The sequence below is a fragment of the Nocardia sp. NPDC004278 genome, assembly GCF_053602975.1.
Map to the genome: position 1 here is coordinate 36,644 of NZ_JBSGEQ010000025.1, position 25,867 is coordinate 62,510.

The 25,867-nt window shown below is 67.4% G+C and carries 17 protein-coding genes and 2 pseudogenes; 10 read left to right on the forward strand and 9 right to left on the reverse strand.

The window, feature by feature from the left end; genetic code table 11:
• Positions 1 to 58: 58 nt before the first annotated feature.
• The 5 genes from ACWEO2_RS30990 to ACWEO2_RS31010 form a co-directional block, all read right to left on the reverse strand.
• A complete protein-coding gene (locus ACWEO2_RS30990; RefSeq protein ID WP_452408573.1) occupies positions 59 to 1,597 on the reverse strand; it encodes a PucR family transcriptional regulator in 1,539 nt (512 codons plus the stop codon).
• A 204-nt stretch (positions 1,598 to 1,801) separates the two neighbouring features.
• Complete coding sequence (locus ACWEO2_RS30995) at positions 1,802 to 3,304, reverse strand: aldehyde dehydrogenase family protein (protein WP_452408574.1); 1,503 nt, start codon at positions 3,302 to 3,304, stop codon at positions 1,802 to 1,804.
• Between the two features lie 237 nt (positions 3,305 to 3,541).
• A complete protein-coding gene (locus tag ACWEO2_RS31000) occupies positions 3,542 to 4,975 on the reverse strand; it encodes a purine-cytosine permease family protein (protein ID WP_452408575.1) in 1,434 nt (477 codons plus the stop codon).
• 66 nt (positions 4,976 to 5,041) lie between these two features.
• Positions 5,042 to 5,434 carry a gluconate 2-dehydrogenase subunit 3 family protein gene (locus ACWEO2_RS31005; RefSeq protein ID WP_354952612.1) on the reverse strand — a complete coding sequence of 131 codons (393 nt, stop codon included), beginning with the start codon at positions 5,432 to 5,434 and terminating at the stop codon, positions 5,042 to 5,044.
• 10 nt (positions 5,435 to 5,444) lie between these two features.
• The gene (locus tag ACWEO2_RS31010) at positions 5,445 to 7,085 is read right to left on the reverse strand and encodes a GMC family oxidoreductase (RefSeq protein WP_452408576.1); all 1,641 of its coding nucleotides are present in this window, start codon (positions 7,083 to 7,085) and stop codon (positions 5,445 to 5,447) included.
• Between the two features lie 362 nt (positions 7,086 to 7,447).
• On the opposite strand from ACWEO2_RS31010, the gene ACWEO2_RS31015 reads away from it, so the two are divergent.
• On the forward strand, positions 7,448 to 7,744 hold the full coding sequence (locus ACWEO2_RS31015) for a nitroreductase/quinone reductase family protein (RefSeq protein WP_452408577.1): 297 nt from the start codon (positions 7,448 to 7,450) through the stop codon (positions 7,742 to 7,744).
• An 82-nt stretch (positions 7,745 to 7,826) separates the two neighbouring features.
• On the opposite strand, the gene ACWEO2_RS31020 is transcribed toward ACWEO2_RS31015, so the two are convergent.
• Positions 7,827 to 8,750, reverse strand: a complete 924-nt coding sequence (locus ACWEO2_RS31020) for an AEC family transporter (protein WP_452408578.1) — start codon at positions 8,748 to 8,750, stop codon at positions 7,827 to 7,829.
• 26 nt (positions 8,751 to 8,776) lie between these two features.
• On the opposite strand from ACWEO2_RS31020, the gene ACWEO2_RS31025 reads away from it, so the two are divergent.
• Together ACWEO2_RS31025 and ACWEO2_RS31030 are read left to right on the forward strand one after the other, a co-directional pair.
• Positions 8,777 to 9,331, forward strand: a complete 555-nt coding sequence (locus tag ACWEO2_RS31025) for a CGNR zinc finger domain-containing protein (RefSeq protein WP_452408579.1) — start codon at positions 8,777 to 8,779, stop codon at positions 9,329 to 9,331.
• Positions 9,332 to 9,769: 438 nt separating this feature from the next.
• Positions 9,770 to 10,717: pseudogene (locus tag ACWEO2_RS31030) on the forward strand (biotin carboxylase); the annotation flags it as partial.
• 123 nt (positions 10,718 to 10,840) lie between these two features.
• On the opposite strand, the gene ACWEO2_RS31035 reads toward ACWEO2_RS31030, so the two are convergent.
• Complete coding sequence (locus ACWEO2_RS31035) at positions 10,841 to 13,441, reverse strand: AAA family ATPase (protein ID WP_452408580.1); 2,601 nt, start codon at positions 13,439 to 13,441, stop codon at positions 10,841 to 10,843.
• Between the two features lie 111 nt (positions 13,442 to 13,552).
• On the opposite strand from ACWEO2_RS31035, the gene ACWEO2_RS31040 reads away from it, so the two are divergent.
• The 6 genes and pseudogenes from ACWEO2_RS31040 to ACWEO2_RS31065 form a co-directional block, all read left to right on the forward strand.
• A complete protein-coding gene (locus ACWEO2_RS31040) occupies positions 13,553 to 14,890 on the forward strand; it encodes an MFS transporter (protein WP_452408581.1) in 1,338 nt (445 codons plus the stop codon).
• On the forward strand, positions 14,815 to 16,152 hold the full coding sequence (locus ACWEO2_RS31045) for a carotenoid oxygenase family protein (protein ID WP_452408582.1): 1,338 nt from the start codon (positions 14,815 to 14,817) through the stop codon (positions 16,150 to 16,152). The genes ACWEO2_RS31040 and ACWEO2_RS31045 overlap by 76 nt, the downstream gene beginning before the upstream one ends.
• A 28-nt stretch (positions 16,153 to 16,180) precedes the next feature.
• Entirely contained in the window at positions 16,181 to 16,618 is a 438-nt protein-coding gene (locus ACWEO2_RS31050) for an ester cyclase (protein ID WP_452408583.1), read from the forward strand.
• A 943-nt stretch (positions 16,619 to 17,561) separates the two neighbouring features.
• Complete coding sequence (locus ACWEO2_RS31055; protein ID WP_452408584.1) at positions 17,562 to 18,833, forward strand: SGNH/GDSL hydrolase family protein; 1,272 nt, start codon at positions 17,562 to 17,564, stop codon at positions 18,831 to 18,833.
• Positions 18,834 to 19,359: 526 nt separating this feature from the next.
• Positions 19,360 to 19,809: a hypothetical protein gene (locus ACWEO2_RS31060; protein ID WP_452408585.1), complete on the forward strand. Its 450-nt coding sequence runs from the start codon at positions 19,360 to 19,362 to the stop codon at positions 19,807 to 19,809.
• Between the two features lie 9 nt (positions 19,810 to 19,818).
• Positions 19,819 to 24,093 (forward strand): annotated as a pseudogene (locus tag ACWEO2_RS31065) (HAD-IC family P-type ATPase); the annotation flags it as partial.
• Between the two features lie 29 nt (positions 24,094 to 24,122).
• Here ACWEO2_RS31065 and ACWEO2_RS31070 read toward each other — a convergent pair.
• Positions 24,123 to 24,431: an Rv1535 domain-containing protein gene (locus ACWEO2_RS31070; RefSeq protein ID WP_452408647.1), complete on the reverse strand. Its 309-nt coding sequence runs from the start codon at positions 24,429 to 24,431 to the stop codon at positions 24,123 to 24,125.
• Between ACWEO2_RS31070 and ACWEO2_RS31075 the strand changes: the two genes are divergently transcribed.
• Positions 24,315 to 24,581 carry a hypothetical protein gene (locus tag ACWEO2_RS31075; protein WP_452408586.1) on the forward strand — a complete coding sequence of 89 codons (267 nt, stop codon included), beginning with the start codon at positions 24,315 to 24,317 and terminating at the stop codon, positions 24,579 to 24,581. The two genes, ACWEO2_RS31070 and ACWEO2_RS31075, sit on opposite strands and share 117 nt — an antisense overlap.
• Positions 24,582 to 24,808: 227 nt before the next feature.
• Here the strand turns inward: ACWEO2_RS31075 and ACWEO2_RS31080 are convergent, their stop codons facing one another.
• Positions 24,809 to 25,831 carry an NAD(P)/FAD-dependent oxidoreductase gene (locus ACWEO2_RS31080; RefSeq protein ID WP_452408587.1) on the reverse strand — a complete coding sequence of 341 codons (1,023 nt, stop codon included), beginning with the start codon at positions 25,829 to 25,831 and terminating at the stop codon, positions 24,809 to 24,811.
• Positions 25,832 to 25,867: the final 36 nt, after the last annotated feature.

The window sequence follows — 25,867 nt, forward strand, 5'->3', positions numbered from 1 at the left end:
TGATTGTCGCGGCGTGGCTGAGTGGTGGCCTCGGATCGCGGTGGATGATCCGCGCGGGTTACTTCAGATGTCTACTCGGACTTGTCTCGGTCCTTGGAATTGAGAGCAACTCGGCTGCCCGCACGGCCAGCCATAGCTCTGTCAGTGAGTTCGTGTCCGCCACGTCGCGGTCGGTGAGCGCCTCCACCTTCCGGATTCGGTACATCACCGTCTGCCGGTGGATGTGCATGGCCTGTGCGGTCCGTTGCCACGACCGCTGGTGCTGCAGAAACATGTCGAGGGTTTCGACGAGTTGCGACTGGTGCTTCTCGTCGTAGTCCAGGACCGGCCGCAGGATGCGGTCGAGCAGGGTCTGTGCGTCGGCCACGTCGGACAGGCCGATCCAGGGTACGGCGCTGCCGTACCGAGACACGACGATTCCCCGGCGTTCCGCGATCGACAACGCCCAGGAAGCCTCCCGGGCCGCATCCTGAAACCTGCTGAGCGAACCGATTTTCCCGCTTACTCCGATCCGGGCGGTCGGGCCGAGCGCCCGGATGAGCACGGCGTCGGTGTCGGTGCCATCGGGTACCAGAACATGGGCTGTGTCCATGCGGAGCCGGCACAGATAGGGCAGTGACCGCCGCCACAACGAATTGTGCAGGTCCAGCATGCGATTCGTGTCGTCGCTGTGGGCGGCGACCAGCACCGCGGACGCCGGATCCAGGCCGAGTTCGGCGAGCTGATCGGCGACAGCGGGAATGTCCATCCGCCCTTCGAGCATCTGAGTGAGTAATCCCGACTTGTAACGCCGCTCGTGTTCGAGCATGAGCCGTGTTTGGGAGAGTTCGATCGCTACGACGGTGGCCGCATGCTGGAGTTGGATCGGGTCGACGCTGACCTTCGGATCGCTGAGCGCGACCAATGCGGCCCCCGCGTGCCGCGGGATGTCGGTGAGCATGGCCGCACGGTCACCGATGGACGGAAGGCCGTATGCTCCTCCGGCCACGTTCTTCGACGAGTCCGACAATGCCGCGATGGCGTCGCTGACCGTCGGATCCAGCGGCGGCGAGTCCGGGAACCACGGCTCACCGGTCGCGCGTTCGCATACCTGGATCTCACATCCCAGCTCGCGTGCCAGCGCAGACAGTAGGGCTGCTGGGTCGGCGCCATGAGCGGTGCGGCGGCGGATCAGGTCATACATCCGGACCGTGCGACTCAGCCGCTGCGACTGGTCGAGGAGGGTGGCCTCCGCGACGGCCCGCGAGATGGCGACGAAGGGCAGCGGATACCGGATCCACAACACCGGAAACCCCAGTTCGTCACTGACCGTCGAAACCGCCTTGGTAAGCGGCGGGCAGTACATGTTCTCGCCGATGCCGAGGCCGGCCACTCCTTTCGCGGCAAGCTGTCGCACTAGGTCGGCCTGCGCTTTCGCTGATTTCGGAAACGACATACCGTTGGTCATCAGGAACTCGCCGCCGGTCACCCAGCGCCAGGGTTCGGGGAGATCGGTGACATGTGTCCACGTGACCTCACGTCCGAGACCTGCCGCTCCGGAGTGCACATCGAGTTGGAGGTGCGGGATCTCCGCGAGCTCGCCGATAGTGATTGCCACGATCACATCTTAAGCACCGGTGACCAAGCCGTTTGTGCGATCGAATAGAACAGATCGTCATTTTTGCGTCTTTGCTACTCGCGCCCAGGCGCGGGTGGAGCGGTGTTCCGGCAGTGCCGGGGACACCGCTCCACCTTTCTGTGGACTGAGTCTCAGCGCCGTCTCGTTGGTGTCACCTCGGGCTCCGATGCTCGTATCCAGGGCTCATGCGCCGTGGTTGATCATGACGTGTTTGGTCCGGGAGAAGTCGTCGAGCGCGTAGAGCGAGAGGTCGCGCCCGTAGCCCGATCCCTTGAACCCACCCCAGGGCACCTCGCATGCGAACACGAGGTGCGAGTTGACCCAGACGGTGCCGAAGTCGAGCCGCTTGGGCACGTCGAGGGAGAGGCCCGCGTCCCGGGTCCACACCGATGCCGCGAGGCCGTACGGTGTCTCGTTGGCCCTGGCGACCGCTTCGTCGGTGGTGCTGAACGATTCGACCGTGACAACGGGGCCGAAGATTTCCTGCTGGGTAATCGGCGCGCCGGCCGGCACCTCGCTGAACACGGTCGGTTCGATGAAGTAGCCGGGGCCGTCCAGGACCGCGCCGCCGATGGCCGCGTGCAGGCCGGCTGCCCTTGCCTCGGCCAGCGAGTCCCGTACGCGCTCGAAGTGTGGGCGGGAAACCATGGGACCGATTTCGACGTCGTCCCCGGCGGCCGGCGCGCCGACTACCAGCCTGCCGACTTCCCGAACCAGGAGTTCGGTGAACTCTTCCGCCACCGATTCGTGCACCAGCACCCGGCAGGCTGCACCGCAGTCCTGGCCCGCATTCCAGAATCCGGCGTTACGCACTCCGGCCGCGGCCGCACCGAGGTCGGCGTCGGCGAAGACGACGACGGGTGCTTTGCCACCGAGTTCGAGGTGAACGCGTTTGACGGAACGTGAGGCGGTTTCCGCGACTGCCTGGCCGCTGAGAACACTTCCCGTCACCGCGACAAGTGCGATGTCGGGGTGTTCGGCCAGGCGCTGCCCCACTGTCCGGCCTCGGCCGGTCACGATATTGACGATCCCGTCGGGGATGTGTCCGGCGACGAGCTCGACCAGCTTCAGTATCGACAGCGGGGTCTGTTCGGATGGCTTGAGCACCACGCTGTTTCCGGCGGCCAGAATGGGGGCGATCTTCCATGCGGCCATCAGCAGCGGATAGTTCCAGGGTGTGATCACCCCGACCACTCCAACCGGTTCGCGGAGAATGACCGAGGTATGTCCCCGCGCGTAGTCTCCACCGGCCAGGGAAGTCATCGTCCGCCCCGCCCCCGCCATGAACCGGAAGGTGTCGATGGTGTTGGAGATATCGTCCTCGGCGACGCTGCGGGGCTTGCCGGTATTCGTGGACTCGAGCACTGCGAGTACTTCGCGGTTGGCTTCTACGATGTCCGCGATCCGAGAGAGCACCTCGGATCGCTCCTTCGGTGTGGTGCAGCCCCACGATCGCTGCGCCTCGACGGCCGCCGCCACGGCCGAATCGACATCCTGGACGGTTCCTGCCGGGACGGATCCGAGGACATTTTCCGTTGTCGGATCGAGGACGTCGATGACCTCGGTGGACGAGCTCGGGACAAACGATCCGCCGATGAAGTGGCCCGCGGGCGGCACATCAGCGACCGGGATCTGATCCGGAGCGGGACGCCGCACGGTGAATTGCCCAATTTCAGTTGATGCCATGATCATTCGCCTGTACTTTCTGCGCCCGGTCCGGCGCCTGTAGGTAGGTTTTTCGTTTCGGTCACGCAGCGGTGGGGTGGTTCATGCCGGTTGCGTGATCGATTCCAGGTCTGGTTCCGGAAGCAACATTGGTGCAGGGCGGGTGGTCTTCCGGAACACGCGCGCGGCCATGTAATACAGGGGACCGACGACGACCAGGCCGACGAGCACTGCGGGTGAAGCCGTGTCGTGGGTTCCCTACCACTGCTCCACCGCCGAGGCGACAGGTGCGGCGGAACGATTGCTGCGGCGGGCAAAAGCCGTTGCGGTGAAGTAATAAAGCGGTGAGACGACAGCCAATCCGACAATGAACGAGATATCTGTATTGCCGAGCATTTTGGCGATCGGTCCGATGAAGTCGGTTCCGATGATCATGAACGGGAGTTGTACAGCGACACCGATGAGGTAGCAGCCGACCGCAGGCCAGTTGACCCGGCCATAGCGACCGCCGTCGCGCTTGTAAAAGTCCTCGACGACGTAGTCCCCATGCCGGACCAGGTAGTAGTCCACCAGATTCACGGCGGTCCACGGGACCAGCGAACCCAGCAGCAGAACCAGGAAGTTGTTGTAGGTGGCGACAAAGTCGCTGCCCGCGGTGAGCGCGACGCTCACGGCCAGCGCGCATAGTCCGGTGGCGATCAGAGCACGTTCGCGGCCGCGTGGATTGAAGCGCGGCAAGATCGTCTGCACAATCGTGATCGTGCTCAGCGTGCCGCAGTACAGGTTCATCGCGTTCGTAGCGGCGACTCCGATGCTGAAGACCACAACCACCACGACGCTGATCCCTGCGGTGGCCTGGGTCAGGGCGACAACCGGGTCGGTGTCGGGGAGCAGCAATCCGACGCCTGCCCCGAGGAACATCGGCAGGATCGAGCCGATGCTGGTGCCCCAGTAGCTCATCCAGAATGCCGGCCGCGAGCCCGTCTTTGCCGGCAGGTAGCGCGAATAGTCGGAAACATATGGGGCATAGGCGATCTGCCACACCGCACACGCCCCGAAGGTACTCAGGAAGCCGGCCAGCGTCGCGGTGCCCGTGCTGAAGAAGTCGGTGGGCACGGGGTGGACAATGAACGCCCAGACGAACGCCATCAGCAGAACCAGCCCCGACGCCCACGTCATGATGCGTGCGTAGGCGTGGATCAGGGTGTAACCCCAGATGGCCGCGCAGACGCTGATCGCCGCGAGCACCGCGATGCCGGCCTTATCGTTCAGGAAGGGTATGGCTGACGCGAGGGACTCCCCGCCGAAGACGAGAATCGAGATGAAGAACCCGAGGTACATGAAGACGACGACTGCGACGATGAGAATCGATCCCAGCGAACCGAATTGGCCCTTGGTCTGCACCATCTGTGGAACGCCCAGTCGCGGCCCCTGAGCAGAGTGCAGCGCCATGAAGATCGCACCGAAGAGGTTTCCTGCGATGACCGCCAGCGCGGCTGACCAGGCGGGCTGCCCGAAGAGGGTCGTCGACAACGCCCCGGTGACGACCGCCAGGATCATGATGTTGGTTCCGAACCAGATCGTGAACATGTCCCGGTTGCGCCCGTGGCGCTGGTCGGCCGGGATCGGTTGGATGGTGGCCGATTCGATCGTGGAGACGGATTCTTCACGCCCGCTGTGATTTTCACTCACTGCTGTTGCCTTTCGCTGGACCCGGGGCAGGTTTGGAGATTGTGGTTTCGGCCGCGACGGGCTTGATCAGCGGATGACGAAGCCGCGCTCGACAACGTCGGCGAGAAGATCGACGTAGGAATCCATGTCCTCGCGGGCCGGACGCGGTGCCGCGGCATACGGCATGGCGGCCTTCACGGCGGGACTGAGGAAGTACGCGCCCGCCGTCAGCACCGTCAGCGCCTCGAACTGGTCGGGCCGGTGCGCCGCGAGCTCATCGAGAGCGGCTTCGGGGTCCTTGCCGGTGCACGAGGCAACGGCGGCGGCGAATGCTTCTGCGATATCAGGCCGGTAGCCGAGAACCTGGTCGAGCAACGCATCGGGTACTCCGGCGGCGCTCGCCGAGGGCATGGAGCCGGACGCGGGAATCAGTGTGTCGGCGAGAAGCGCGAAGGTGCGGCGCTGGTCGGAGTCGAGCATCATGTTGTCCTTAGAACGCGGTCTGGATGCTGTGGCGGGTGTCGGCGAGGTGCCGCATCGAGCGCAGGGCAATCGCCATGATGGTCGCGGTCGGGTTCACACCCGTGGAGGTGACGAAGACGCTGCCGTCGATGATGAACAAGTTGGGTACGTCGTGTGCCCGACCCCACTGATCGACGACCGAGGTGGCGGGGTCGGTGCCCATGGTGGCCGTCCCGAGCAGATGCCAGGCGCTGTGGCGTACCACTGGGATCGGGTGGACTTCGACAGCCCCGGCGGCCTGATGCGCCTCGATCGCCCGCTCCACGTTGAATTTGAGCATTCGCTCACAGTTCTCACCGATGGTGTAGCGGATTTTCGCGGCCGGGATCCCGTCGGAGTCTGTGACGTCTGGGTCGAGCACGACCGTGTTGTGCTCGTCGGGCAAGTCTTCGGTGGTGATCCCCCATTCGGTGTAGCGCCCGAACGTGCGCTCGAGGCGGCTGTGGAACGCGGGTCCGAAACCCCCACGCCAGTCCTGCCCCCGCTCCCAGAGGGTGTGGGCGAGCGGGCCACCGGTCGGCATCAGGTTCCACTTCGCTCCCCGCACGAATCCGCGGTCGGTGTCGGTCTCGTAGAACTGCATCGACTGCAGCGCCTGTCCTGCCGGGCCGAGCCAGGTTTCGAGCTCTTCGTCGTAGGCGCCGTATACCGAGGCATACGGGTGCGTCATCAGACGCTTGCCCACCAGCCCGGAGGAGTTGGCGAGGCCGTTGGGGAAGAGCGACGAGGTCGAGTTCAGCAGCAGGCGCGGTGTGCCTACACCGTTCGCGGCCATCACGGTCACCCGGGCCGCTTGGTGTTGCAGGTTCCCGTCGCGGTCGATGTACTCGGCGCCGGTGACAAGGCCGCGGTCGTTCACGGTGAGCTGGCTGACCCGGGCACCGGTGATCAGCACCGCACCCAGTGCGATCGCGTCACGCCAGTGGGTGAGGTCGGTGCTGGCCTTGGCTCCGGTCGGGCATCCGGATTCACATGCGCCGTAGCGCAGACAGGCCGGGCGGTTCTTGAAGTTGCGCGACGCGATGGCATTCGGTGCCGGCCACCAGTGCCAGCCCAGCTTGTCCATCCCTTTGGCCGCGACAACACCGTATTTGCCGATCGGCAGCGGCGGCAGCGGAAAGGTGTGCGGATCCGGATAGGCGGGGTCGCCTTCCAGCCCGGACGCGCCGATATGGTGGGTGACCTCGTCGTAGAACGGTCGCAGATCCGCATAGGTGAACGGCCAGTCCTCGGCCACGCCGTCGAGTGTCTTGACCCGGAAGTCCGACGGCATCGCGCGAACCCAGTGCCCAGAGAACATGATCGTGCTGCCGCCGACGCCGTTGAACATCAGCGGTTCGACCGGGCTCTCGGTGGCGTCGACCGGATAGTCGGCCGGGTTCTGGCGCACATTCGGGCTGGAGTTCCACTGCTTCAGGCGGGTGAGCTCCCAGGACGGTTTGTCGCCGGTGAAGTCGTCGGGCAGGTTCCAGTCTCCCTGCTCCAGACACACGACCTTTAGGCCTTTGCTGGCCAACTCGAGTGCTGCCACCCCGCCAGCTGCCCCGGCGCCCACGATGAGGACGTCGACTCCTTCGGCGGTGTCGTAGTCGATGTGCTGTGTGTTCATCGGCTGTGCTCCTGGTCAGCTCAGGCCCAGCCGAAGCCGGTCGCGCCCATGGGTCCTTCCCCGGATCGGGGTGTCACGAGCAATGATGCGTGGGTCACACTTCGCCGGCTAGCGTCGATCCGCAACAAACCGGCGAACCTGTCTTGTGCATCCGCACAATGAGACGAAATGCGCAATTAACGCGACGTCGTGGCACGGGCCACCGCGGTGCCCCTTCGCCCCTCGACCCAACCGGCGGGCCAGGTGTGGGGCCGCGGATCGGCCCCCGAAACGCCGCCGGCGGACCTTCCCGCTCTCGAAGACACGCTCACAATTCCGCTGTTCGGCAGCGAAGACCACCCGGGGTTGGTCAGTGGCGATCCATGAACACCAGGGTGCGAGCCGCGAACGCATGGGGTCGCGGTGGATCGCTGCAGTCCAGGGCGAAATGGCTGGTGCGCGCGCCCATCTGGCTCTACCGGACCGGGCTCGGATTCCTTTTCGGCACGCGGATTCTGATGTTGCAACACATCGGGCGCACATCCGGCGATCGCCGATTCGCCGTGCTCGAAGTCGTCGACCGGCCCGCGCCGGGCGAGTTCGTCATCGTCTCCAGGTTCGGCACGAAAGCCCAGCGGTATCGCAATATCCAGGCACATCCACACGTCCGGATCTCCTGAGTGGCTGCACTGACAATCTCTGCTGGTGGCCGCAGTCGCCCCAGGCGGTCGCCGACGGTGAAGGCAGGGAGGGCGTCGCGGCTCAGACTACTCCGACGACAGTGAGCACGGCGGGCAGGGTTGCGGTGGCGAGGATGGTTTGCACACCGGTGATGGAGGCCATGAGCCGTGAGTCGCCGCCCATCCGGGTGGCGAGAATGTAGGCGGAGGGTGCGGTCGGCAGGGCGCAGATGATGACGACACTCGCCAGAGCGGCGCCGGTGACACCCACCGTGCGCGCGATCGCGCCAGCGGCCAGCGGCAACGCCACCAGTTTCAGTATCGAGGCCATCCCGATGTCGAGCGCGTCGCGTAGCCGGAATCGCAGGGTGAGCGCCGCGCCCGCGGCCAGCGTCCCGCACAGCAGTGCCGGAGAGGCGAGCATGTCGACCGGCGCGGCCGCCACCACCGGGAGACCGATACCCAGCAGGTTGAGCGCCAGGCCACCAACGCAACCCAGGATGAGCGGGTTGGCGGCCAGTTCCCGCCAGGGCCCGCCCCGGTGCGTCGGTGACTCCTCGTTGCCGTAGATCGACAGCGTGGTCACCGAGATGACGTTCACCAGCGGAACCACCACCGCAGCAGCGATCGCGAACGTCGCCACTCCGTCCGCGCCGTGCAGCGTCGAGGCGAACACCAGCCCGATGTAGGTGTTGATGCGGATGCTGCCCTGGACCAGCGACGTCAGTTGCGGACCGTCGGCCCGCAGCACCCGTCGCAGCGCGATCACCAGCAGTCCGGTGCCGAGGATCGGGACAGCGAGCCCGACAGCCAGCAGGGCGAGCGAGACCGATGTCAGGTCGGTGCGCGCGATGGAGCCGACGAACAGCGCCGGGGTGAAGACCCAGTAGCTCATCCACTCCAGGCCACGCCAGAATCCGGGATCGGTCACTGCCCAGCGGCGCAGGACCGCGCCGAGTACGAGAACGAGAACGACGGGAACGATCGCGGTGGTCACTAGATACACACCGTCCACCCTGTTGTAATGGCTCTATGCAGTTCAACCATGACAATATGACGGGGGTCTACCTGGCCGCCGACATCGTCAACCTGCGCGCGAGGACGGACTGGTCGCTCGACGCCCTGGAGGCGGTGCTCCGGCACCACGACATCCGGCGGCCGGAGCTGTCGCCCGCCGCGGTCACCGCGCTGCGCCGCTGGGCGGTCCGGCTGCGAGCCGTCTTCGCGGCACCCGACGCCGAGACGCGCTGCCACGCGATCAACGGACTGCTCGTCGACGGCGCCGCGGGCGTCTACCTGACCACGCACGACGGATTGCGTCCGCACCTGCACTTCACCCCGGACGAGGACGATGTGGTCGGCCGGATCATGTCGGTTACCTCGGGGAGCCTCGCCATCTTCACGGTCGAGGCCGAGGGCAATCGGCTCGGCGCCTGCGGGCGATCGGGATGCCTACGCGTGTTCGTCGACACGAGCCGCAACGGTCGCCGCGCCTACTGCTCGACCCGTTGCAGCAATGCCGACGCCGTGGACCGGCACCGCCGTCGAGCCCGCCACAGCACAATGCACCCGGCTCCCGCTGAATAATGCTCTAAGAAGGTACAACACTGACATTCCCGGCTGGGTAGGCCGCTGCTCCGGTATCGACCAGACGCACTGCCTGGACCATCACCCACAGCTCGAGACGTCGAGCGGGGCGATCGCCTTCGCCGCAGCAACAGCGAAACGGCGGCGGACATGATCGCCGATCTCGCGTTCAGAACACGGCGGCGTAGTCGCGGGTGTGGGCGGCGAGTTCATCCGCGAGGACATAGCGCGATAGTGGTAGTCCAGCGGTTGCGGAGGAGGGCACTCCGCACTTCCACACGGCTATGGGCAGGTGCAGACTTGTGGAGTGGAGGTATGTGAGACCACCACCGTCGCGCTGACCGCAGCATCCCTGCCCCTGCCGCGGTCCCTGCGCCAGGCCCAGGCGTCGATGTCACCGCGGCTGACGTGACCGTGCACGCCGGTGGGCCTGAGCCCGAGCCGCTCGTCGTCGAGGCCGCTTATGGCGACGCCGGCACGGAGACGTTCTTTCTGCGCGGTCAGCGCGACTGGGACCATTACGCCGGTGACCTGGTCGAGCAGGAAGTCAAAGTCATGAAGCGCATCCGCAATGTCGAGGTGTGCCTCGAGGGCACCGTGACCCGGCACGGCACCGTGGTCGGCACCGCGATGACGAGTCTCGTCGGTTACCCAGAGCTGACTCCGTACAAGGGCGGCTGGTGCGGCAATGACATCTGGCGCGGGGTGCTGCCGCCCGAACAGACGCACACCGTGCGAGAGATGGTGCGAAAGCTGGGCGATGTCCTGCGCCGCGAGGGGTACTGCGGCTACTTCGAGGTGGATCTCTTGCACGACCTGGACTCGGACGAGTTCTACCTCGGCGAGGTGAACCCGCGCGTGAGCGGGATAAGCACGATGACGAACTTGACCACCGAGGCCTACGCCGATATGCCGCTGTTCCTTTTCCACCTGCTCGAGTACATGGACGTGGGCTACGAGCTCGACGTCGAGGAGATCAACGCGCGCTGGGAGCGGGGCTATGGCGAAGATGAGGTCTGGGGTCAGCTGATGATCACGGAGACCTCGCCGGATCTCGAGCTCTTGACCGCGGCCCCACGCACAGGTGTGTGGCACCTCGACGACGACGGGCGCATCTCCTTTGCGCGCTGGGGCAACGACTGGGACTCGCTGATCGACGAGTCCGAGGCCTTCTACATGCGTGTCGCGGCGCCTGGCGACTTGCGCTGCAAGGGCGCCCAACTCGGCGTGCTCGTCACCCGCGGGCACCTGCAGACCAACGACTACCAGCTCACCGAGCACGCCCGGCGCTGGATCGAAGGCATCAAGGCGCAGTTCGCCTCAACACCCCTGGCGCCGGGTGCGGCGGCCACGCCGATCGTCTCGCGGCTCGTTGCACGAGCGTGAGCAGCGAGCTGCTCGACAAACCCGGCATCGAACGCGAGCGTCTGATCCAGGCGTTCCTGATGCTCGTGACGATCACCGTCGCGGCGCGCCGCGCACTGCGGCGCTTGGGCACAACAGGACCGATCAACGGATGTCGCGCAGTTGCCGGCGGGAGGTGATGCCGAGTTTGCGGAAGATGTTGCGGAGGTGGGCTTCCACGGTGCGTGGGCTGAGGAACAGGGTGGCCGCGATCTCCTTGGACGTGGCGCCGTCTGCGGCCAGGCGCGCGATGTGTACTTCCTGCATGGTGAGCGCGTCGGATGCCTGCGCGGTGCGGCGGCGGGCGTGTTCGCCGGTGGCGCGGAGCTCACCCGCGGCCCGGGCGGCGAAGGCCTCCGCGCCGAAGTCGGATAGCAACTCGTGGGCATGGCGCAATTCGGTCCGGGCGTCGCGGCGGCGTCCCTTGCGGCGCAACCACTCGCCGTACACCAGGTGGGCGCGACCGGACCAGATCCGCATCGGGCATGACTCCAGCAGCGCGACGGCTTCCTGGTGGGCGTCCTCGTCCTCGTACACCATGGCTCGCGCCCAGGCTTCGACGCCTTGTCCCCACGACTGCTCGCCAGCGCGTTCGGTCACTGCCGCGAGCGCGGACCGGGCCACCGCCGCCTCGCCACAGCGCACCGCCGCCTCCACCAGTTCGGGCAGCGTCTGGCCGGCCAGGCCGAGATCGCCCGTCGCGACGGCCTGTTCGGCGGCCCGCAGCGCCGTGGGATAGTCGGCGAGACCGTTGTGCAGGACGGCGGTGGCGTGCTGCACGCTGAGGGTCAGATGCGGTCCCACCGAGGCGAACAGCACTTCGGCCTCGGCGCGGCGGCCGCGCAGCCCGGCCAGCTGGACGCGCGGGTAGACCAGTGGAGCGGCGGAGGTGGCCTCCGCGATCGCCTCCTCCTCGGAGATCAGCTCCTGGGCCGGGCCGAGATCGCCGGCGTGCACGGCGACAGTGGCAAGCATGGCCAGCCCGATCCGCAGCATGTGCAGCGAACCCGAACTGCGGCCGGACACGGCGGTCCGTGAGGCGATAGCACGTATCGCGTCGGGATCCCACAGTTCGAGGGCGAGCAGAAAGCCGAGTGTGGGCCAACGACTCCAGACCTCGTCGCGGTGGTTCGAAACGAGCGGACGCAGCAGCTTCGCGGCGGCGGCGTGCCCCTCAGTGGTCAAGGCCGCCATGCCGTCGAGGACGATATCGACACTGCCGGGCCGTGCCGGGGCGCGCGGCGTGGCCGCCGCGGCCGCGATCACGCTCTCGAGGTCGCCGGTCAGCGCGGCCGTCTCGATCGCGTCCACATAGCAGGCGCGGGCACGATCCGGTTCGTGCACAGCCAATTTCGCTGCGGCGCGGAGCAGACGGACGGTGGGACGGTCGTCACCCCGGTAGCGCGCGAAGGAGATTCGGCCGCGCAGCAGGTCGATGCGGGGATCGTCGGGAGCGAGGGTCGACAGCAGCTCATCGGCGGCCTCGAAATCCCCCGCGGACAGTTTGGCCTCGACCGCCGCCAGCACCCGTTCGGCCCGCAGTGCCGGATCGAATGTCAGTGCGGCCGAACGTTCCAGGAAGGCCGCCGCGGCCGCCACCCCGCCGCGAGCCTGCGCGCGCGCTGCCGAACGGGCCAGGGCGGCGGCCACGTCTTCGTCGGGGCCGACGCTGGCCTGGGCACGATGCCAGGCCACGCGGTCCGGATCGGCGACCGGATCGCTCACCCGCGCGAGTGCACCGTGCGCCCGCCGCCGCTCGCGATCGGTCGCGGCCCGGTAGACCGCGGAGCGGGCCAGGGGATGCACGAAGCGGATCCGGGTGCCGAATTCGACCAGTGGCACCTCGTCGTCGGCGGTCGTCTCGATGCCGAGCAGCTCCGCCGCCCGCCACAGCAGGCACGGATCGCCGACGGGTTCGGCGGCGGCGACGGTCAGCAGCAGCCGGACCCGGTCGGACAGCACCTCCAGACGAGCGCGATAGCTCCGTTCCGCGGCCGCCGGGGCGGGCAGATCGAAATCTCCAGTGAGACCGGCCAATTCGGTGGTTTCGGGCAGTTCCAACAGGGCCAGCGGGTTGCCACGCGCCTCGGCCAGAATGCGGTCGCGCACCCGATCGTCCAGCGGACCGCGCAGCGCGCGAGCCAGCAGGGCACGGGCCGCGATATCGCTGAGCCGCGGTATCGCCAACCGCGGCAACAGATTCAGATCACCCGCATCGTCGCGCGCGGCGAAGACCATCGCCACCCGTTCGGCATCCACGCGCCGGGCCACGAAGGCCAGTGCATGGGCCGAGGCGCGGTCCAGCCACTGCGCGTCATCGACGAGACACAGCACCGGCCCGTCGTACTCGAGCAGCAGCCCGAGCGTCGCCGCACCGACCAGGAACGGGTCGGGAGTTCCGACGTCCATACCGAACGCAATGCGCAACGCCCTGGCCTGCGCGGGCGGCAGCCTGTCCAGATGCGTCAGGGCCGCCGCGCACAGCTGATGCAGCGCCGAATACGGCAGTTCCGTCTCGAATTCGGCGCCGCAGGCCCGCATGATCACGAAATCGGCGGCCGCTGCACCGAGGTCGGCCAGCAAGGCGCTCTTGCCGATGCCCGGCTCGCCGTGCACCAGCAGGGCACCGCCCCGCGACCGCCTCGCCTGGTCCAGAAATGCACGCAGCCGCGCCGTCTCAGCCCGGCGCCCGATCAACGAATCCATACACCGTGCATCATGCCGGACAAATCGGTCGGCGGCACGGCGGAGTAGGTAGACGGAGTAGGTAGGAATCACCGACGCGAGCGAACCGCGGCGCCCACCAGGCTGACGGGCATGAGAACACGATGGCTGCCGCTGGCGGTGCTGGCTACCGCGCAGTTCCTCGTGGTGCTCAGCACCTCCATCGTGAACGTCTCCCTGCCGCAGATCCGCAGCGGTCTCGGCGCATCGGCGACCGGCCTGTCGTGGGTGGTCAACGCCTATGTGCTGGCGTTCGGAGCGCTATTGCTGCCGGGCGGGCGATTCGGCGACGCCTACGGTCTGCGCCGCGTATTCCTCGTCGGTGCGGGCATTTTCGCGGCTTCCGCAGCGGCCGCGGCGATCGCGCCCGACATTGCCGCCCTGATCGCGGCCCGATCGGTGCAGGGGCTCGGCGCGGCGCTCATGGCGCCGACAGCGCTGGCCCTGGTACTCACGCTGTACCGCGATTCCCGGGACAGCGGCGTGGCGTTGGGGGTTTGGGGTGCGGTATCCGGTGCGGGCGGCGCCGCGGGTGTATTGCTGGGCGGACTGCTCACCGATCGCTTCGGCTGGCGGTCGGTCTTCTTCCTGGTCGTTCCCGTCGCGTTGGCCGTGCTGCTGACGACGTGGCGGTTGGTCGAGCCGAGGCCCGCGGTCGGTGGGCGACCGGATGTTCCGAGTGTGGTCACCGCCACCGTCGGGCTCGTCGCCCTCACCTACGGGCTGTCGGGCCACTGGACGGCGCTGGCCGCGGGACTGATCCTGTTGGTGGCCTTCGCCTTTCGGCAGCGGCGCGTGGCCGACCCGCTGCTGCCGCCGCGGATGGCGCCGGTCGCGTGGCCGAACGTCGCGATGGCGCTGCTCGGCGCCGTCTGGCTGGGATTGTTCTACTACCTGCCGCTGTATCAGCAGCACACCCTGGGCTACACGCCGTTACGCGCCGGGCTGACCCAACTTCCGCTGGCGCTGATGATCACCGTCTCCTCGTGGGTGGCGGGCCGGCTTCCGGGCCGCGCCACGCTGCCGGTCGGCCTGCTCATGCTCGCAACCGGTCTGGCCTGGCTGGCCCGGACGCCATCCGCCGCAAGCTTTCTCATCGATCTGCTCGGTCCCACCCTGCTCATCGGGGCCGGAATGGGCGTGGCCTTCGTCCGGATCACCGCGTCGGCCGCCGCCGGAGTTCCGGCCACCGACAGCGGGCTGGCGGGCGGCTTGGTGAATGCGAGCCGCCAGCTCGGCGGCGCCGCCGGCCTGTCCTTCCTGACCGTTCTGCCCACCTTCGGCGCGGTCTTCCTGACCTGTGCCGCCATCACTGTGCTCACCCTCATCACCGTCACCGGAAAGGCGATATCGATATGGCACAACCACCCAGGCCCTATGTCACCGGGCACTACGCACCGACCCCCGACGAGCTCACCGCATTCGAGCTGACTGTCCACGGAACACTGCCCGACGACCTGGACGGCCGTTACTTCCGCAACGGTCACAATCCCAAACCGGGTGTGACACCGACCCATTGGTTCCGCGGTGCGGGGATGCTGCACGGCATCCGGCTGTCCGGCGGGCGCGCGCAGTGGTACCGCAACCGCTGGGTGAAGACGCCCTATCTGGACGGAGTTCCGTTCACGGGCACCGAACTCGAGGTCAGCGCCGCCGCGACCAACATCATCTTCCACGGCGGACGCTATCTGGCGCTGCAGGAGGCCAACCTGCCCTGGGAAGTCACCAGCGAACTGGACACGGTCGGCGTCTACGACTTCGGCGGGAAGCTGACCAGTTCGATGACCGCGCATCCCAAGGTGGATCCGTTCACGGGAGAGCTGCACTTCTTCTCCTACAGCCCGTTCCCGCCCTATCTGATCTACTACATCGCGGACGCGTCCGGCGAGATCATCCGGGCGACCACGATCGACGGCGCGGGGCCCTCGCTCATGCACGATTTCGCGATCACCCGTGAGCATGCCGTATTTCTGCATTCCCCGGTCGTCTTCGATCCCGCCGAGCACTCCGGAATCCCCTACCGCTGGCACGACGACGCGCCGCTCCGGATCGGCGTGCTGCCCAGGCACGGCTCGGGAGAGGTCAGCTGGTTCGACATCGACAGCCGGGCGGCCATCCTGCACGTCGCCAACTCCTATGTCGACGACCGTGGGCGCGTCGTGCTCGAATGCCCGCGCTTCGACCGCTCGGCCTGGGAAACCTCCTGGAAATGGTGGATCGCCGCCCCGGGCTACCCCGACACCCCCGGCGTCGGCACCACGCTCCATCGCTGGATTCTCGACCCCGCCACCGGCACCGCGACCGAGGAGGCGCTGGACGATCTGGTCGTCGAATTCCCCGCTATCAACGACGATCTGACCGGAGCGCCGAATCGCTACAGCTACGCGGTCGCTTTCCCAGGAGCCGGACTGACCGGCTATCACACGGTCAAATTCGACACCCGGACCGGCGAGCGACAGCTGTTCGCGCACGGACCGGCACGTATGCCCGGCGAGGCCGTCTTCGCGCCCGCCGCCGGGGCGACCCGCGAGGACGACGGCTATCTGCTCACCGTCGTCAGCGATATCGAGGCCGACGCGTCCCAGTTGCTCATCCTCGACGCCTCGGATCTGTCCGAGCCGATTGCCACCGTCGATCTCCCGCAGCGAGTGCCCGCCGGCATCCACGGGCACTGGATCCCGGCCCAGAGCTGAAACCACCACTCGACCAAGGATTTTCGTCATGGAATCAACGACCGGCAGCACTGTCGGGCAGCTGTTCTCCAGCTGGCTCACCATCTGGAACGGCGACTACAGCCCCGCCGACGACATCATCGCCCACAACTTCACCGTGCATGCCGCGCTGCTCGACGGTGGTGACGGCAGTGCGGTGCGAGGCCCGCAGGGATTGGTCGCGTGGATCGCACAGACTCGAGCCGCCTTCTCCGAGTTGGTGTTTCAGGTGGAGGTGGGTCCGATCGTGGACGGTGACCGCTGCGCGATCCGGTGGATCGCCACCGGAACCTACGGCGGCGGGTTCCCCGGCGCGACGGCAACGGTAGGTGCCGCGATCCGTTTCGCGGGCACCGACGTGCTGCGCGTCGAGAACGGCAAGTTCGCGGAGTACTGGATCAACTCCGATATCCACGTGCTGCTGGCCCAGCTCGGCGCCTCTACCTGAACTACTCCAGCCAGCTCCTTCGCTGGTAGCAACGATCCGCCTCCTCCTCGGGTGTCATACACGCCGTCGCGAATTCGGCACGGGAAGTGGTCATTCGAGGGTGTCGCGTCGCGCTTGGACCCGAGAGTGGTATCGAACGCGGCGACCGTCTCGGCGACGGATCTGTGCGCCTCGGCCAGGGCCTATGTCGAAGTGAGTTGAGCGGTGGTACCGCTGCTGAACTGCTCCCTGGAAGTTGGACTGAGACGATCAGTTCCAATCTCCGGGGAGCATTCTTATGTGTGCGGAAAGTTCGTTGTCCGAGCGACCGGCCCACACCACTCCTGCACTCCGACCAGGGATTTCAGCACCAACATGCTTCCTGGCGGCGACTACTCGGTCAGGCCGCAACCCAATCGATGTCACGCAAGGGCAACTGCTTCGGCCCGGCTGTGCATGACCGCGGAGACCCTGCGCAAGTGGATCCGTCAGGGCGCGGTCGACGCGGGTAGGCCTTCGGCACCGCGTGGCCGGGTCTCGAGGAGAATCGGAGGGCCTGGCACCCGGCCCGCACCGCAGACCCGGGCCCCCGACACGGCTGATGGCGCCTCCGGGCATAGCGATGCCGTGCTTCGCGGACATCAGCACAGTGCAGATGCTCCAGAAGTATTGGGGTGCTGAACTTCTGCGCCGACCGTTTGCTCCGTGCGGGATCCAGGAGATCACGGGTGCCGCGTCGGGTTGCGACTCGGCCGCGATCGACCTCGCCATCAGGCGGTGCTGCGATACGGCTCAGGACAGTGCATCCGGCCGCCGGCGCAAAACAGCACACCGCACATAAATGGGATTCAGGTTCCATTAGTTGCGTACTTCTGATACCGTCGAGCACCTTAATGGAACTCGCGACCCATTAACCTCGCCGAGGTTCTCGGATTGCGACCAATCACGAAGTCGAGGGATCGAGATGGTGCAGAAATCACTCAGCGTTGCTGGGGCGCTGGCAGCCGTCGCGGCGGTGGCGGCGGCGACTCTGTCGGCATGCGGCGCCGACCACAGCGGCTCGATATCGAACGGTATGGAGCAGTCATGGTCAGCGGCCTGGTCGGCGGCGATGCAGCGGCCATCGGCCGGATTCGGCCCGAACTGGTCCGAAGAGGGATTCTCTGGACAGACCATCCGTCAGGTCGTGCGAGTCACCAACGGTGGCGGCAACGCGAGGATCCGCTTATCCAACCGGTTCGGTGCGAGCCCACTCGAAGTAACCGGCGCGACCATCGCCCTTGCCGCCAACGGTGCGGCGACCCGGCCGGATTCGCTGCGGCCGTTGACGTTCGACTCATCCGAGCATGTCGTTATTCCTGCCGGTGCAGAAGTAGCAAGTGATGCAGCGGAATTGCGAGTAGCGCCGCTCGAGTCGGTAACGGTGACATTCTATTTCGCAGGCACCACCGGGCCTGCCACTTTCCACTCACAGGCGTGGACCGACACATACCGCTCGGCCGGAGATCACGTGACCGATACGGGCGCGACAGCTTTCGGCGAGCACACGAAATCCTGGTATTACCTGACCGATGTCGAGGTGTCGGATGGTCCGGTCCGGCGAGACACCGTCGTAGCGCTCGGCGATTCGATCACCGATGGTTTCGCCTCGACCACGGGTGCCAACCGCCGCTATACGGACGCACTCGCCGACCGACTGGCGCTCGCGGGCAAGCAGCGCGCCGTGCTGAACGAGGGCATCGGCGGGAACCTGGTGGTCAACGATTCCGCCTGGTACGGCGACCGTGCCGCTGCTCGGTTCGAGCGCGATGCTCTCGACAAGCCAGGAGTGCGCAGCGTGATCATCCTCGAAGGTGTCAACGACATCGGGTTCAGTGAGACCGATCAGCCAACGTACAAACCCAGCGCGGACGTCTCCGCCGATCAAGTCATCGCCGGATACCGTGCGCTGATCAAGAAGGCTCATGAACGCGGCATCAAGGTCGTCGGCGCGACGATGCTGCCATTCGGTGACTCGGACCACTACTCCACCCGGTCGGCCGCAAAGCGCCACGCAATCAACGATTGGATCCGCAATTCCGGTGCGTTCGACGGAATCGCGGATTTCGCCACGGTGATTGCCGATTCGGTCGACACGGAGAAGATCGCTCCGATCTACGACAGCGGCGACCACCTACACCCGAACGACGCGGGGTACCACGCCATGGCCGCGGCAGTCGATATCGACAGGTTGTGATGACCCCCGGCGCCCGTATCCGTCGGGGGCATCGTTCAACGCGGCCGAGGCGACGTGCGTCAAGGCCATGCTGATGGTCGAGGGCGCCGACAGAAAGGCCTGTTCCTCTGTTGCTGCGGATACCAGGCCAAGTCGTCGAAGTCGATCAATTCTGAAGAGGGACAGGTCTGTTCGTATTCGCTCCCACCGCTCCGTCGAGGAGTTCTACGTGAAAGTTCCTACCGAGGTTGCCAAACGGCTGGTTGCGCCGTTCCCTGACCGTTCCTGGAAGATTGCCGAGAATTGTCCGATCGGATTCCGCATCGTTGAGCGGCAGATCGCAACTACTCCGTCCGGCAGTAGTTCGGCGTCGGGATCATGTAGCAACATATCTGGATTGCGTGTTGCAAATCCCTGCTTATCAGCGCTGGAGAGGAAGGTCGGCCAAGCTGACACGTACTTGTTCGACGATCCGGTTGCATGACCCGATTCCGGGTAAACTCCGGTTTGCCCGGTGATGTCCGAAGGCGAACGCGATGGAGTGACGATGAACATTTCCGATGGCGTGGTGGACATGATTACCTGGACGGCCGACGCGACGACAGCTGCGGCCGGGGCCGTGAGCGGCGCCGCGGTCAATGGCGTGATCGGCGGCGTGCAGGGTGCCGCGGCCGGTGTGAAGAACGGGCTGAGCAGCGGCAGCCACTCAGCACCGGCGGCCGCGCTGACCGTCGCGGCGATCGGCGCCACGGGTTTGGTGGACTGGCCTGTGCTACTGACCGTCGGAGGCGTCGCACTGGTGGTCCGGCAGATCGGTCAGCGGTCGAGCAGGCGCTCGTCGCCCGACGGCGGCGGTCGTCCCGCACACCGCGAGCCGCACTCGCAACGGGACCGAGCGCCGCGCCGAGTCGACAAAGGTGGTACCCCAGCCCACAAGGGTGGTACCCCTGCGCAGAAGGCGGTGGCCCGGCCGCGACGCGCGTCGAGTACGCGTTAGCCGTCGCCGATGGACCTGAGCCGATTGATACGGACCTCCGGGTCACTGCCCCTACGCGCCCTCAATGCGGGTGTGCGGTCCGCTGCGGTCGTCACCGCGGTGGGCGTGGACCTCGTGACCTTGCCGGTGCGCACGATGCCCGCGGGCCGGGTGGTCGAGGCAATTACCGCTGTCACGTCGGAATTGCTCGGCGGTCAGCATGCCCGGCGCCGTTGGCGCGGCGAGGAACGATGCTGGATCGAAGTGCGGGGCCTCGCCGAGCGCGAGCCGGACCACGATGCGGGCCCGGCGGTACTCGCCGCCCTGCGCGCGCATCCCGCGGTGATCTCGGCGACGCTCAACTACCCGCTGTCGCGCGTTATCGCAGAGGTGGGCGACACGGCGTCCGTGGACGAGCTGTGTGACGTAGTGGCCGCTGCCGAAAATCGGCACCCCGGATTCGCTCACACACCGATCGACCTGCCCGCTGACGGCATCGTGCTGGCTGGCAACTTGGTCTCGGCGGCGGTGAATGCCGTCGGGCTGAGCGTCGCGCTGGCCGGGCGGGTGGTCGGTTTGGGGCGGCTACCGACGGGGCTCAACGCCGTTGTCGCGCTCGTCGATTACCAGCCTCGGCTGCGTCGCGCCGTCGAACAGCGCCTCGGCACCAACGCCGCTGATATCGCGATCGCGCTTGCCATGGCCGCCGCGAACACCGTCACCCAAGAACCGGCGTCACTGGGCGTCGACATGTTCATCCACCTCGCGAAAGCCGCCGAGACGCGCGCCGCGGCCACCATCTGGCAACGCCGCGAACCCGGGCTGGCGCCGCACGCAACGTGTGTCGACGGCGTCCGGTCCGATGATCGACCGGGGCCGCTGCCACCGGGGCCCGTTGAGCGCCACGGAAACCGCAGCGGACTGGCGCAGGCGGCCGCCGCACCGGCGACCGGCATTCTCACCGCCGACCTCGCCACCGCCGCCACCACCGTCATGGTTGCCACGCCCAAAGCGGCCCGCACCAGCCGCGAGTCGTTCGCCGCGACATTCGCCCGCGGCCTGGCCGACCAGCACGGCGTGCTGCCCTTGCGGCCCCAGGCGTTCCGGCGCCTCGACCGGATCGATGCCGTGGTGCTCGACCCTCGGGCATTGTGCTGCGACGAACTGCGGGTTGTGCGCATCCGCGATGTGCCCGAGCACGACCGGGTGGTGGTGTGGCAGTGGGCGCAGGACCAATTGGCCTGCGGCGGATTACACCCCGGGTTGCAGCCGGTGACACGGTCGGTATCCGGCAATGGCAGGCGCAGCACGGTGCTGGTGCGCTACGCCCATCATCCACTGGCGTCGGCGGTGCTCGGCGAAGTGCGCCGCAGCGGCGCCGCGCTGGTGTCGGTCGACGTCGACACGCTCGGCGACCTGCGCTCGTCCTTCGACGACCTCGATCCGATGAACGGGACCATCGACGCGGCGCTCGCCCACACGGTGCACCGGTTGCAGCGCGAGGGCCGCACGGTCGCGATGGTGTCGAGTGCCGCAGCACAGGCACTGGCCGACGCCGACGTCTCGATCGGTATCACTGCGCACAGTCCGCCGTCGTGGCATGCCGACGTGCTCGTCGACGACCTGGACAGCGTGTGGCGGATCATGCACGCGCTGCCCGCCGCACGTCGAGCCAGTGAACGCGGTGTCGAAATCGCGACCGGCGCTTCGCTTTTAGGTGCGCTGCTGATGATTCCCGGGGTGCGCGGCCGCGGCTCGGGTCCGGTCACCGCAGGGGCCGCCGCCGGCACATGGACGGGATACCGGCTCGCCCGCGCAGCGCTCGCGGCGCCACCGCCGCCTGCCGCGAGCGTGCACGAGTGGCATGCCATGTCCGTCGAGCAGGTGCATCGCATGCTGCCGCCGCAACCCGCCCGAGCGCACAAGAGCTCTCGGCTGGCGGCCGCCGCCCGCCCTGCGCAGTCGGTCGTCGATCCGGTGCGCCAGGCAGTACGGGATTTCGCCGGCGCGATGCGCGACGAGCTGTCCGACCCGTTGATCCCGGTGCTGGCGGTGGGATCGGCCGCCAGCGCGGTGCTGGGATCCCCCGTCGACGCGATCCTGGTCGGGTCGGTACTCGCCGGTAACGCGGCCTTGGCGGCGACCCAGCGGATTCGGGCCGAACGGCTGCTGCGACGACTGCTCGCCACGCAGGACCCACCGGCCCGCAAGCTGGTTGGCGCCGATCGCTACGCGACGGTCCATGCCGCCGACCTGAGCCCCGGAGACGTCATCGAGGTACGACCCGGTGAAGTGGTGCCCGCCGACGCGCGGCTCACCCACGCGCTCGATGTGGAAGTCGACGAGTCGTCATTGACCGGGGAGTCGCTGCCGGTGGCCAAGCAAGTCGAGGCCACGCCAGCAGCACCCGTCGCCGAGCGGGCCTGCATACTCTTCGCCACCACGACCGTGGTCGCGGGCACCGCGATCGCGATCGTGACCGGCGTCGGTGAGCAGACGCAGGCGCGCCGAACCGCCGCGACTCCGCCCGCGGACAGTTCGGCAGCCGGCCTGCAGGCCCAGCTCAAGGATCTGACGAACAAGGCGTGGCCACTCAGCCTTGCCGGCGGGGGCGTGGTCACCGCACTCGGGTTGCTGCGGCACACCGGTCTGCAGCAGGCCATCCGCGGCGGTGTGGCCGTCAGCGTGGCCGCCGTTCCGGAGGGGCTGCCGCTGGTCGCGACGCTGGCTCAGCAGGCGTCGGCGCGGCGGCTGACCCGCGCGGGCGCGCTGGTGCGCAGTCCGCGATCGGTCGAGGCGCTCGGCCGTGTCGACATGGTGTGCTTCGACAAGACGGGAACGCTCAGCGAGAACCGGCTGCGGGTGACGACGGTATTCGCCGCGAACGGATTGTCCGACGACGATGTGCTCATCCGCGCCGTCCGGGCCACGCCGCTCGCCAACGGCGAGCCGCACGAACATGCCACCGATCGCGCGGTCGCCGAGGCCGGACGGCACCTCGACCGCGGCGGGTCGGCGGTGCATCTGCCGTTCCGGTCGGGTCGCCCGTTCTCGGCATCCGTGGGCGGCGAGATGTTGTCGATCAAGGGTGCGCCGGAGGTGGTGCTCGCCGCGTGCGCGGACGCCGACGAGGAGGTGCAGCGGCAGGTGCGCAAGATGGCCGCCGAGGGGCTGCGGGTGATTGCCGTAGCCACACGGGGGCTTTCGGCATCGCAGGCGCGATCGGTACGTGACGATGCCGACGTCTTCGCCGATTTATGCGGCGACGGACTGCGGTTCGCCGGATTGCTGGGACTGTCGGACACACCGCGCGCGGACGCGAACGAAGTGCTGGCCGAGTTGGCCGACAGGGGTATCGGGGTGCGTCTGATCACCGGTGACCACCCCGTGACGGCCGCTGCGGTCGCCGCCGCGGTAGGCATGCCTGTCGACGACGATCAGGTGATCAGCGGTCCCGAATGGGAGGCGTTGCCCCGGCGCGATCAGGAACGGGCGGTGCAGAGCCGGCGGGTGTTTGCACGAATGTCACCCGAGAACAAGGTGCAGATCGTCGAGACAATTCAGCGACTGGGTCACGTATGCGCCATGGTCGGCGACGGCGCCAACGACGCGGCGGCCATCCGCACCGCAACCGTCGGCATCGGCGTGGCCGCGCACGGCAGCGACCCGGCCCGCATTGCGGCGGACGTCATGCTGCTCGACGGGCGGATCCGCTCGCTGCTGGACGCCCTCGACGAAGGCAGGCAATTGTGGCGGCGCGTGCAGGCGGCAGTGGCCGTGCTGCTCGGCGGCAATGCGGGCGAGGTTGCTTTCGCGATCGCAGGCACCGCGTTCACCGGCCGAACACCGCTGAATACCCGCCAATTGCTGCTGGTCAACATCCTCACCGATGCGCTGCCGGCCGCAGCTCTTGCGATCAGCCCGCCCAGTGCCGCGCTGCGTCATACCGGTCGGGGCCCCGACCGAGCCGCATTGTGGCGGACGGTGGCGGTGCGCGGTGCTACGACCGCCTCCGCCGCGACAGCCGCATGGGTGTTGGCACGTTTGACGGGCCGGCGGCGGCGAGCGTCGACGGTCGCGCTGGTGGCGTTGGTCGCGACGCAGTTGGGGCAGACGCTCATCGACTCGCGCAGCCCGCTGGTGGTCTGCACCGCGGCCGGCTCACTGTTGGCACTCGGCGCGCTGATCAGCACACCGGGAGTGAGCCAACTGCTCGGCAGCACGCCGCTGGGGCCGATCGGCTGGTCGCAGGCGTTGTCGACGGCAGCCGTCGCGACCGCCGTCGCCGCCGTCGCTCCGCGTCTGTTCGCCGCGCAGGATCAACAGCGCGATGATCAGTCGACTATCTCGATGACTCCGAAGCGCCACAGCACCGCGTACAACTCGCGCAACGGCACGGTCAGTACCTGCGTCAGCGCACCCGCCAACGGATCCGAGCCGACTCCTACACCATTTGTCATCACGCCAGACACGGTGCGGAAGTCAATCGTCGAACTCTCGAACACATCATGACCGGGAGGCAACAGATGGCCGAAAAATCGGCTACGAGCCACCGAAACGCCGTCGATCGGGTGGTGGCCGCGCACGGTTTCGCGGTGGACCTGCCGATGGTAGGTCGGGTGCGCATCCCTCCGCCCGAGCATTTGGCATATTACGGCGTACTCGGCGCGCTGGCCGTGGCAGAAATCATCGAATGGCCCGTTGCGCTGGTCCTCGCGACCGGTCATTGGCTGGTGGAGAATCAGCACAATCGCCTCGCCCACGAGGTCGGCGAAGCCCTCGAAGAGGCTTGACCGAACGGCGGGCCGCTGTCCAGCCCTACGACGCCAGACCAGCGGGCCGCCACACTCCCCCATCAGCGTCACCCGCGACATCTGTCAGCCACGAGGGCGGGGGCGGCCATGAGCTCGACCTTCATGGTGTGTTCGGGCTGCGACTCGGAACGGGCGAGGGAGTTGGAGACGTCGAGCTCGCCCCAAGATGCCACTCATGGCCGGATCAACGTTGTTGTGACAGTTGATTACCGGTCCTGCTCGGCGGCCTGCTTTTGTGCAGTGGTTTTTGCCGGTCGTGCTGCGGCGAGGGCCGCGTCGGTGTCGGCGGTGGCCAGATCGGCGTTCATATGGGCTCCGGCCAGGGCTCCGGCCGCGGCGGATGCTCCGACCTGGGCACCGAGGTCGGTGGCGTTGCCGGCGACCCATACCCCCGGCACGGCCGTGGTTCCCGCCATGCCGGTGACGAAGTGACGGCCCATGCCGTTGGGCAGGTCCTGCATCGGCAGTCCCAGGCCGGTCAGGCCGTCGGTGCGGGCATGCATAAGGGTGGCGACGGCGAGAACGCGGCGCGGGACTGCCTGCCCGTCCGTCAGCCGCACGCCCGTGATGTCGCCGCTGTCGGCGGACTCGACCGCGGCCACCGGGGTGTCCACCACCCGGATGCCGCGGGCGGCGAAGCGTGCGCGGGTGTCTTCGTCCAGATCTGTGCCGCGGGTGAAGTACACCAGGTCATCGGTGAGCTGCCGGAACAGCAGTGCGTGATGGACGGAGGCCGGGCTCACGGCCAGGACCCCGATGGCCGTATCGCGCACCTCCCAGCCGTGGCAGTACGGGCAGTGCACCACGCTGTGACCCCAGTGCTCGACCAGCCCGGGGATGTCGGGTAGCACGTCACGCAGCCCGGTGGCGACCAGAAGTCGGCGGGCGTGCAGGGTGCCGCCGCCGGCGAGGGTGATCGTGAAACGCAGATCGCCGTCGACGGTCGCGTCGGCCGAGCCGGCGGAGATCACCTCGCCTTGTACGATCCGTCCACCGTAACGGCGCACTTCGTCCCGGCCGGTGCGCAGCAATTCTGCTGGCGGGAGTCCGTCGAGGCCGAGCAGGCCGTGCACGCCGTCAGCAGCGGCGTTGCGTGGTGTGCCGCTGTCGATCACGACCACCGAGCGGCGGGATCGAGCGAGCATCAGGGCGCCGTTCAAGCCGGCGGCACCGCCGCCGATCACCACGGCATCGACGGTTTCGGTGGGCAAGTGGTCAGTCAGGTGCATGGATGCAGCCTTTCGTTCTGGAGGGCACGGGACCAT

Coding starts and splice junctions, on each gene's coding strand:
- ACWEO2_RS30995 (WP_452408574.1), bottom strand. CDS start 3,304: ATGGCATCAACTGAAATTGGGCAATTCACCGTGCGGCGTCCCGCTCCG.
- ACWEO2_RS31005 (WP_354952612.1), bottom strand. CDS start 5,434: ATGCTCGACTCCGACCAGCGCCGCACCTTCGCGCTTCTCGCCGACACA.
- ACWEO2_RS31010 (WP_452408576.1), bottom strand. CDS start 7,085: ATGAACACACAGCACATCGACTACGACACCGCCGAAGGAGTCGACGTC.
- ACWEO2_RS31015 (WP_452408577.1), top strand. CDS start 7,448: ATGAACACCAGGGTGCGAGCCGCGAACGCATGGGGTCGCGGTGGATCG.
- ACWEO2_RS31025 (WP_452408579.1), top strand. CDS start 8,777: ATGCAGTTCAACCATGACAATATGACGGGGGTCTACCTGGCCGCCGAC.
- ACWEO2_RS31035 (WP_452408580.1), bottom strand. CDS start 13,441: ATGGATTCGTTGATCGGGCGCCGGGCTGAGACGGCGCGGCTGCGTGCA.
- ACWEO2_RS31040 (WP_452408581.1), top strand. CDS start 13,553: ATGAGAACACGATGGCTGCCGCTGGCGGTGCTGGCTACCGCGCAGTTC.
- ACWEO2_RS31045 (WP_452408582.1), top strand. CDS start 14,815: ATGGCACAACCACCCAGGCCCTATGTCACCGGGCACTACGCACCGACC.
- ACWEO2_RS31050 (WP_452408583.1), top strand. CDS start 16,181: ATGGAATCAACGACCGGCAGCACTGTCGGGCAGCTGTTCTCCAGCTGG.
- ACWEO2_RS31055 (WP_452408584.1), top strand. CDS start 17,562: ATGGTGCAGAAATCACTCAGCGTTGCTGGGGCGCTGGCAGCCGTCGCG.
- ACWEO2_RS31060 (WP_452408585.1), top strand. CDS start 19,360: ATGAACATTTCCGATGGCGTGGTGGACATGATTACCTGGACGGCCGAC.
- ACWEO2_RS31075 (WP_452408586.1), top strand. CDS start 24,315: ATGGCCGAAAAATCGGCTACGAGCCACCGAAACGCCGTCGATCGGGTG.
- ACWEO2_RS31070 (WP_452408647.1), bottom strand. CDS start 24,431: ATGCTCGGGCGGAGGGATGCGCACCCGACCTACCATCGGCAGGTCCAC.
- ACWEO2_RS31080 (WP_452408587.1), bottom strand. CDS start 25,831: ATGCACCTGACTGACCACTTGCCCACCGAAACCGTCGATGCCGTGGTG.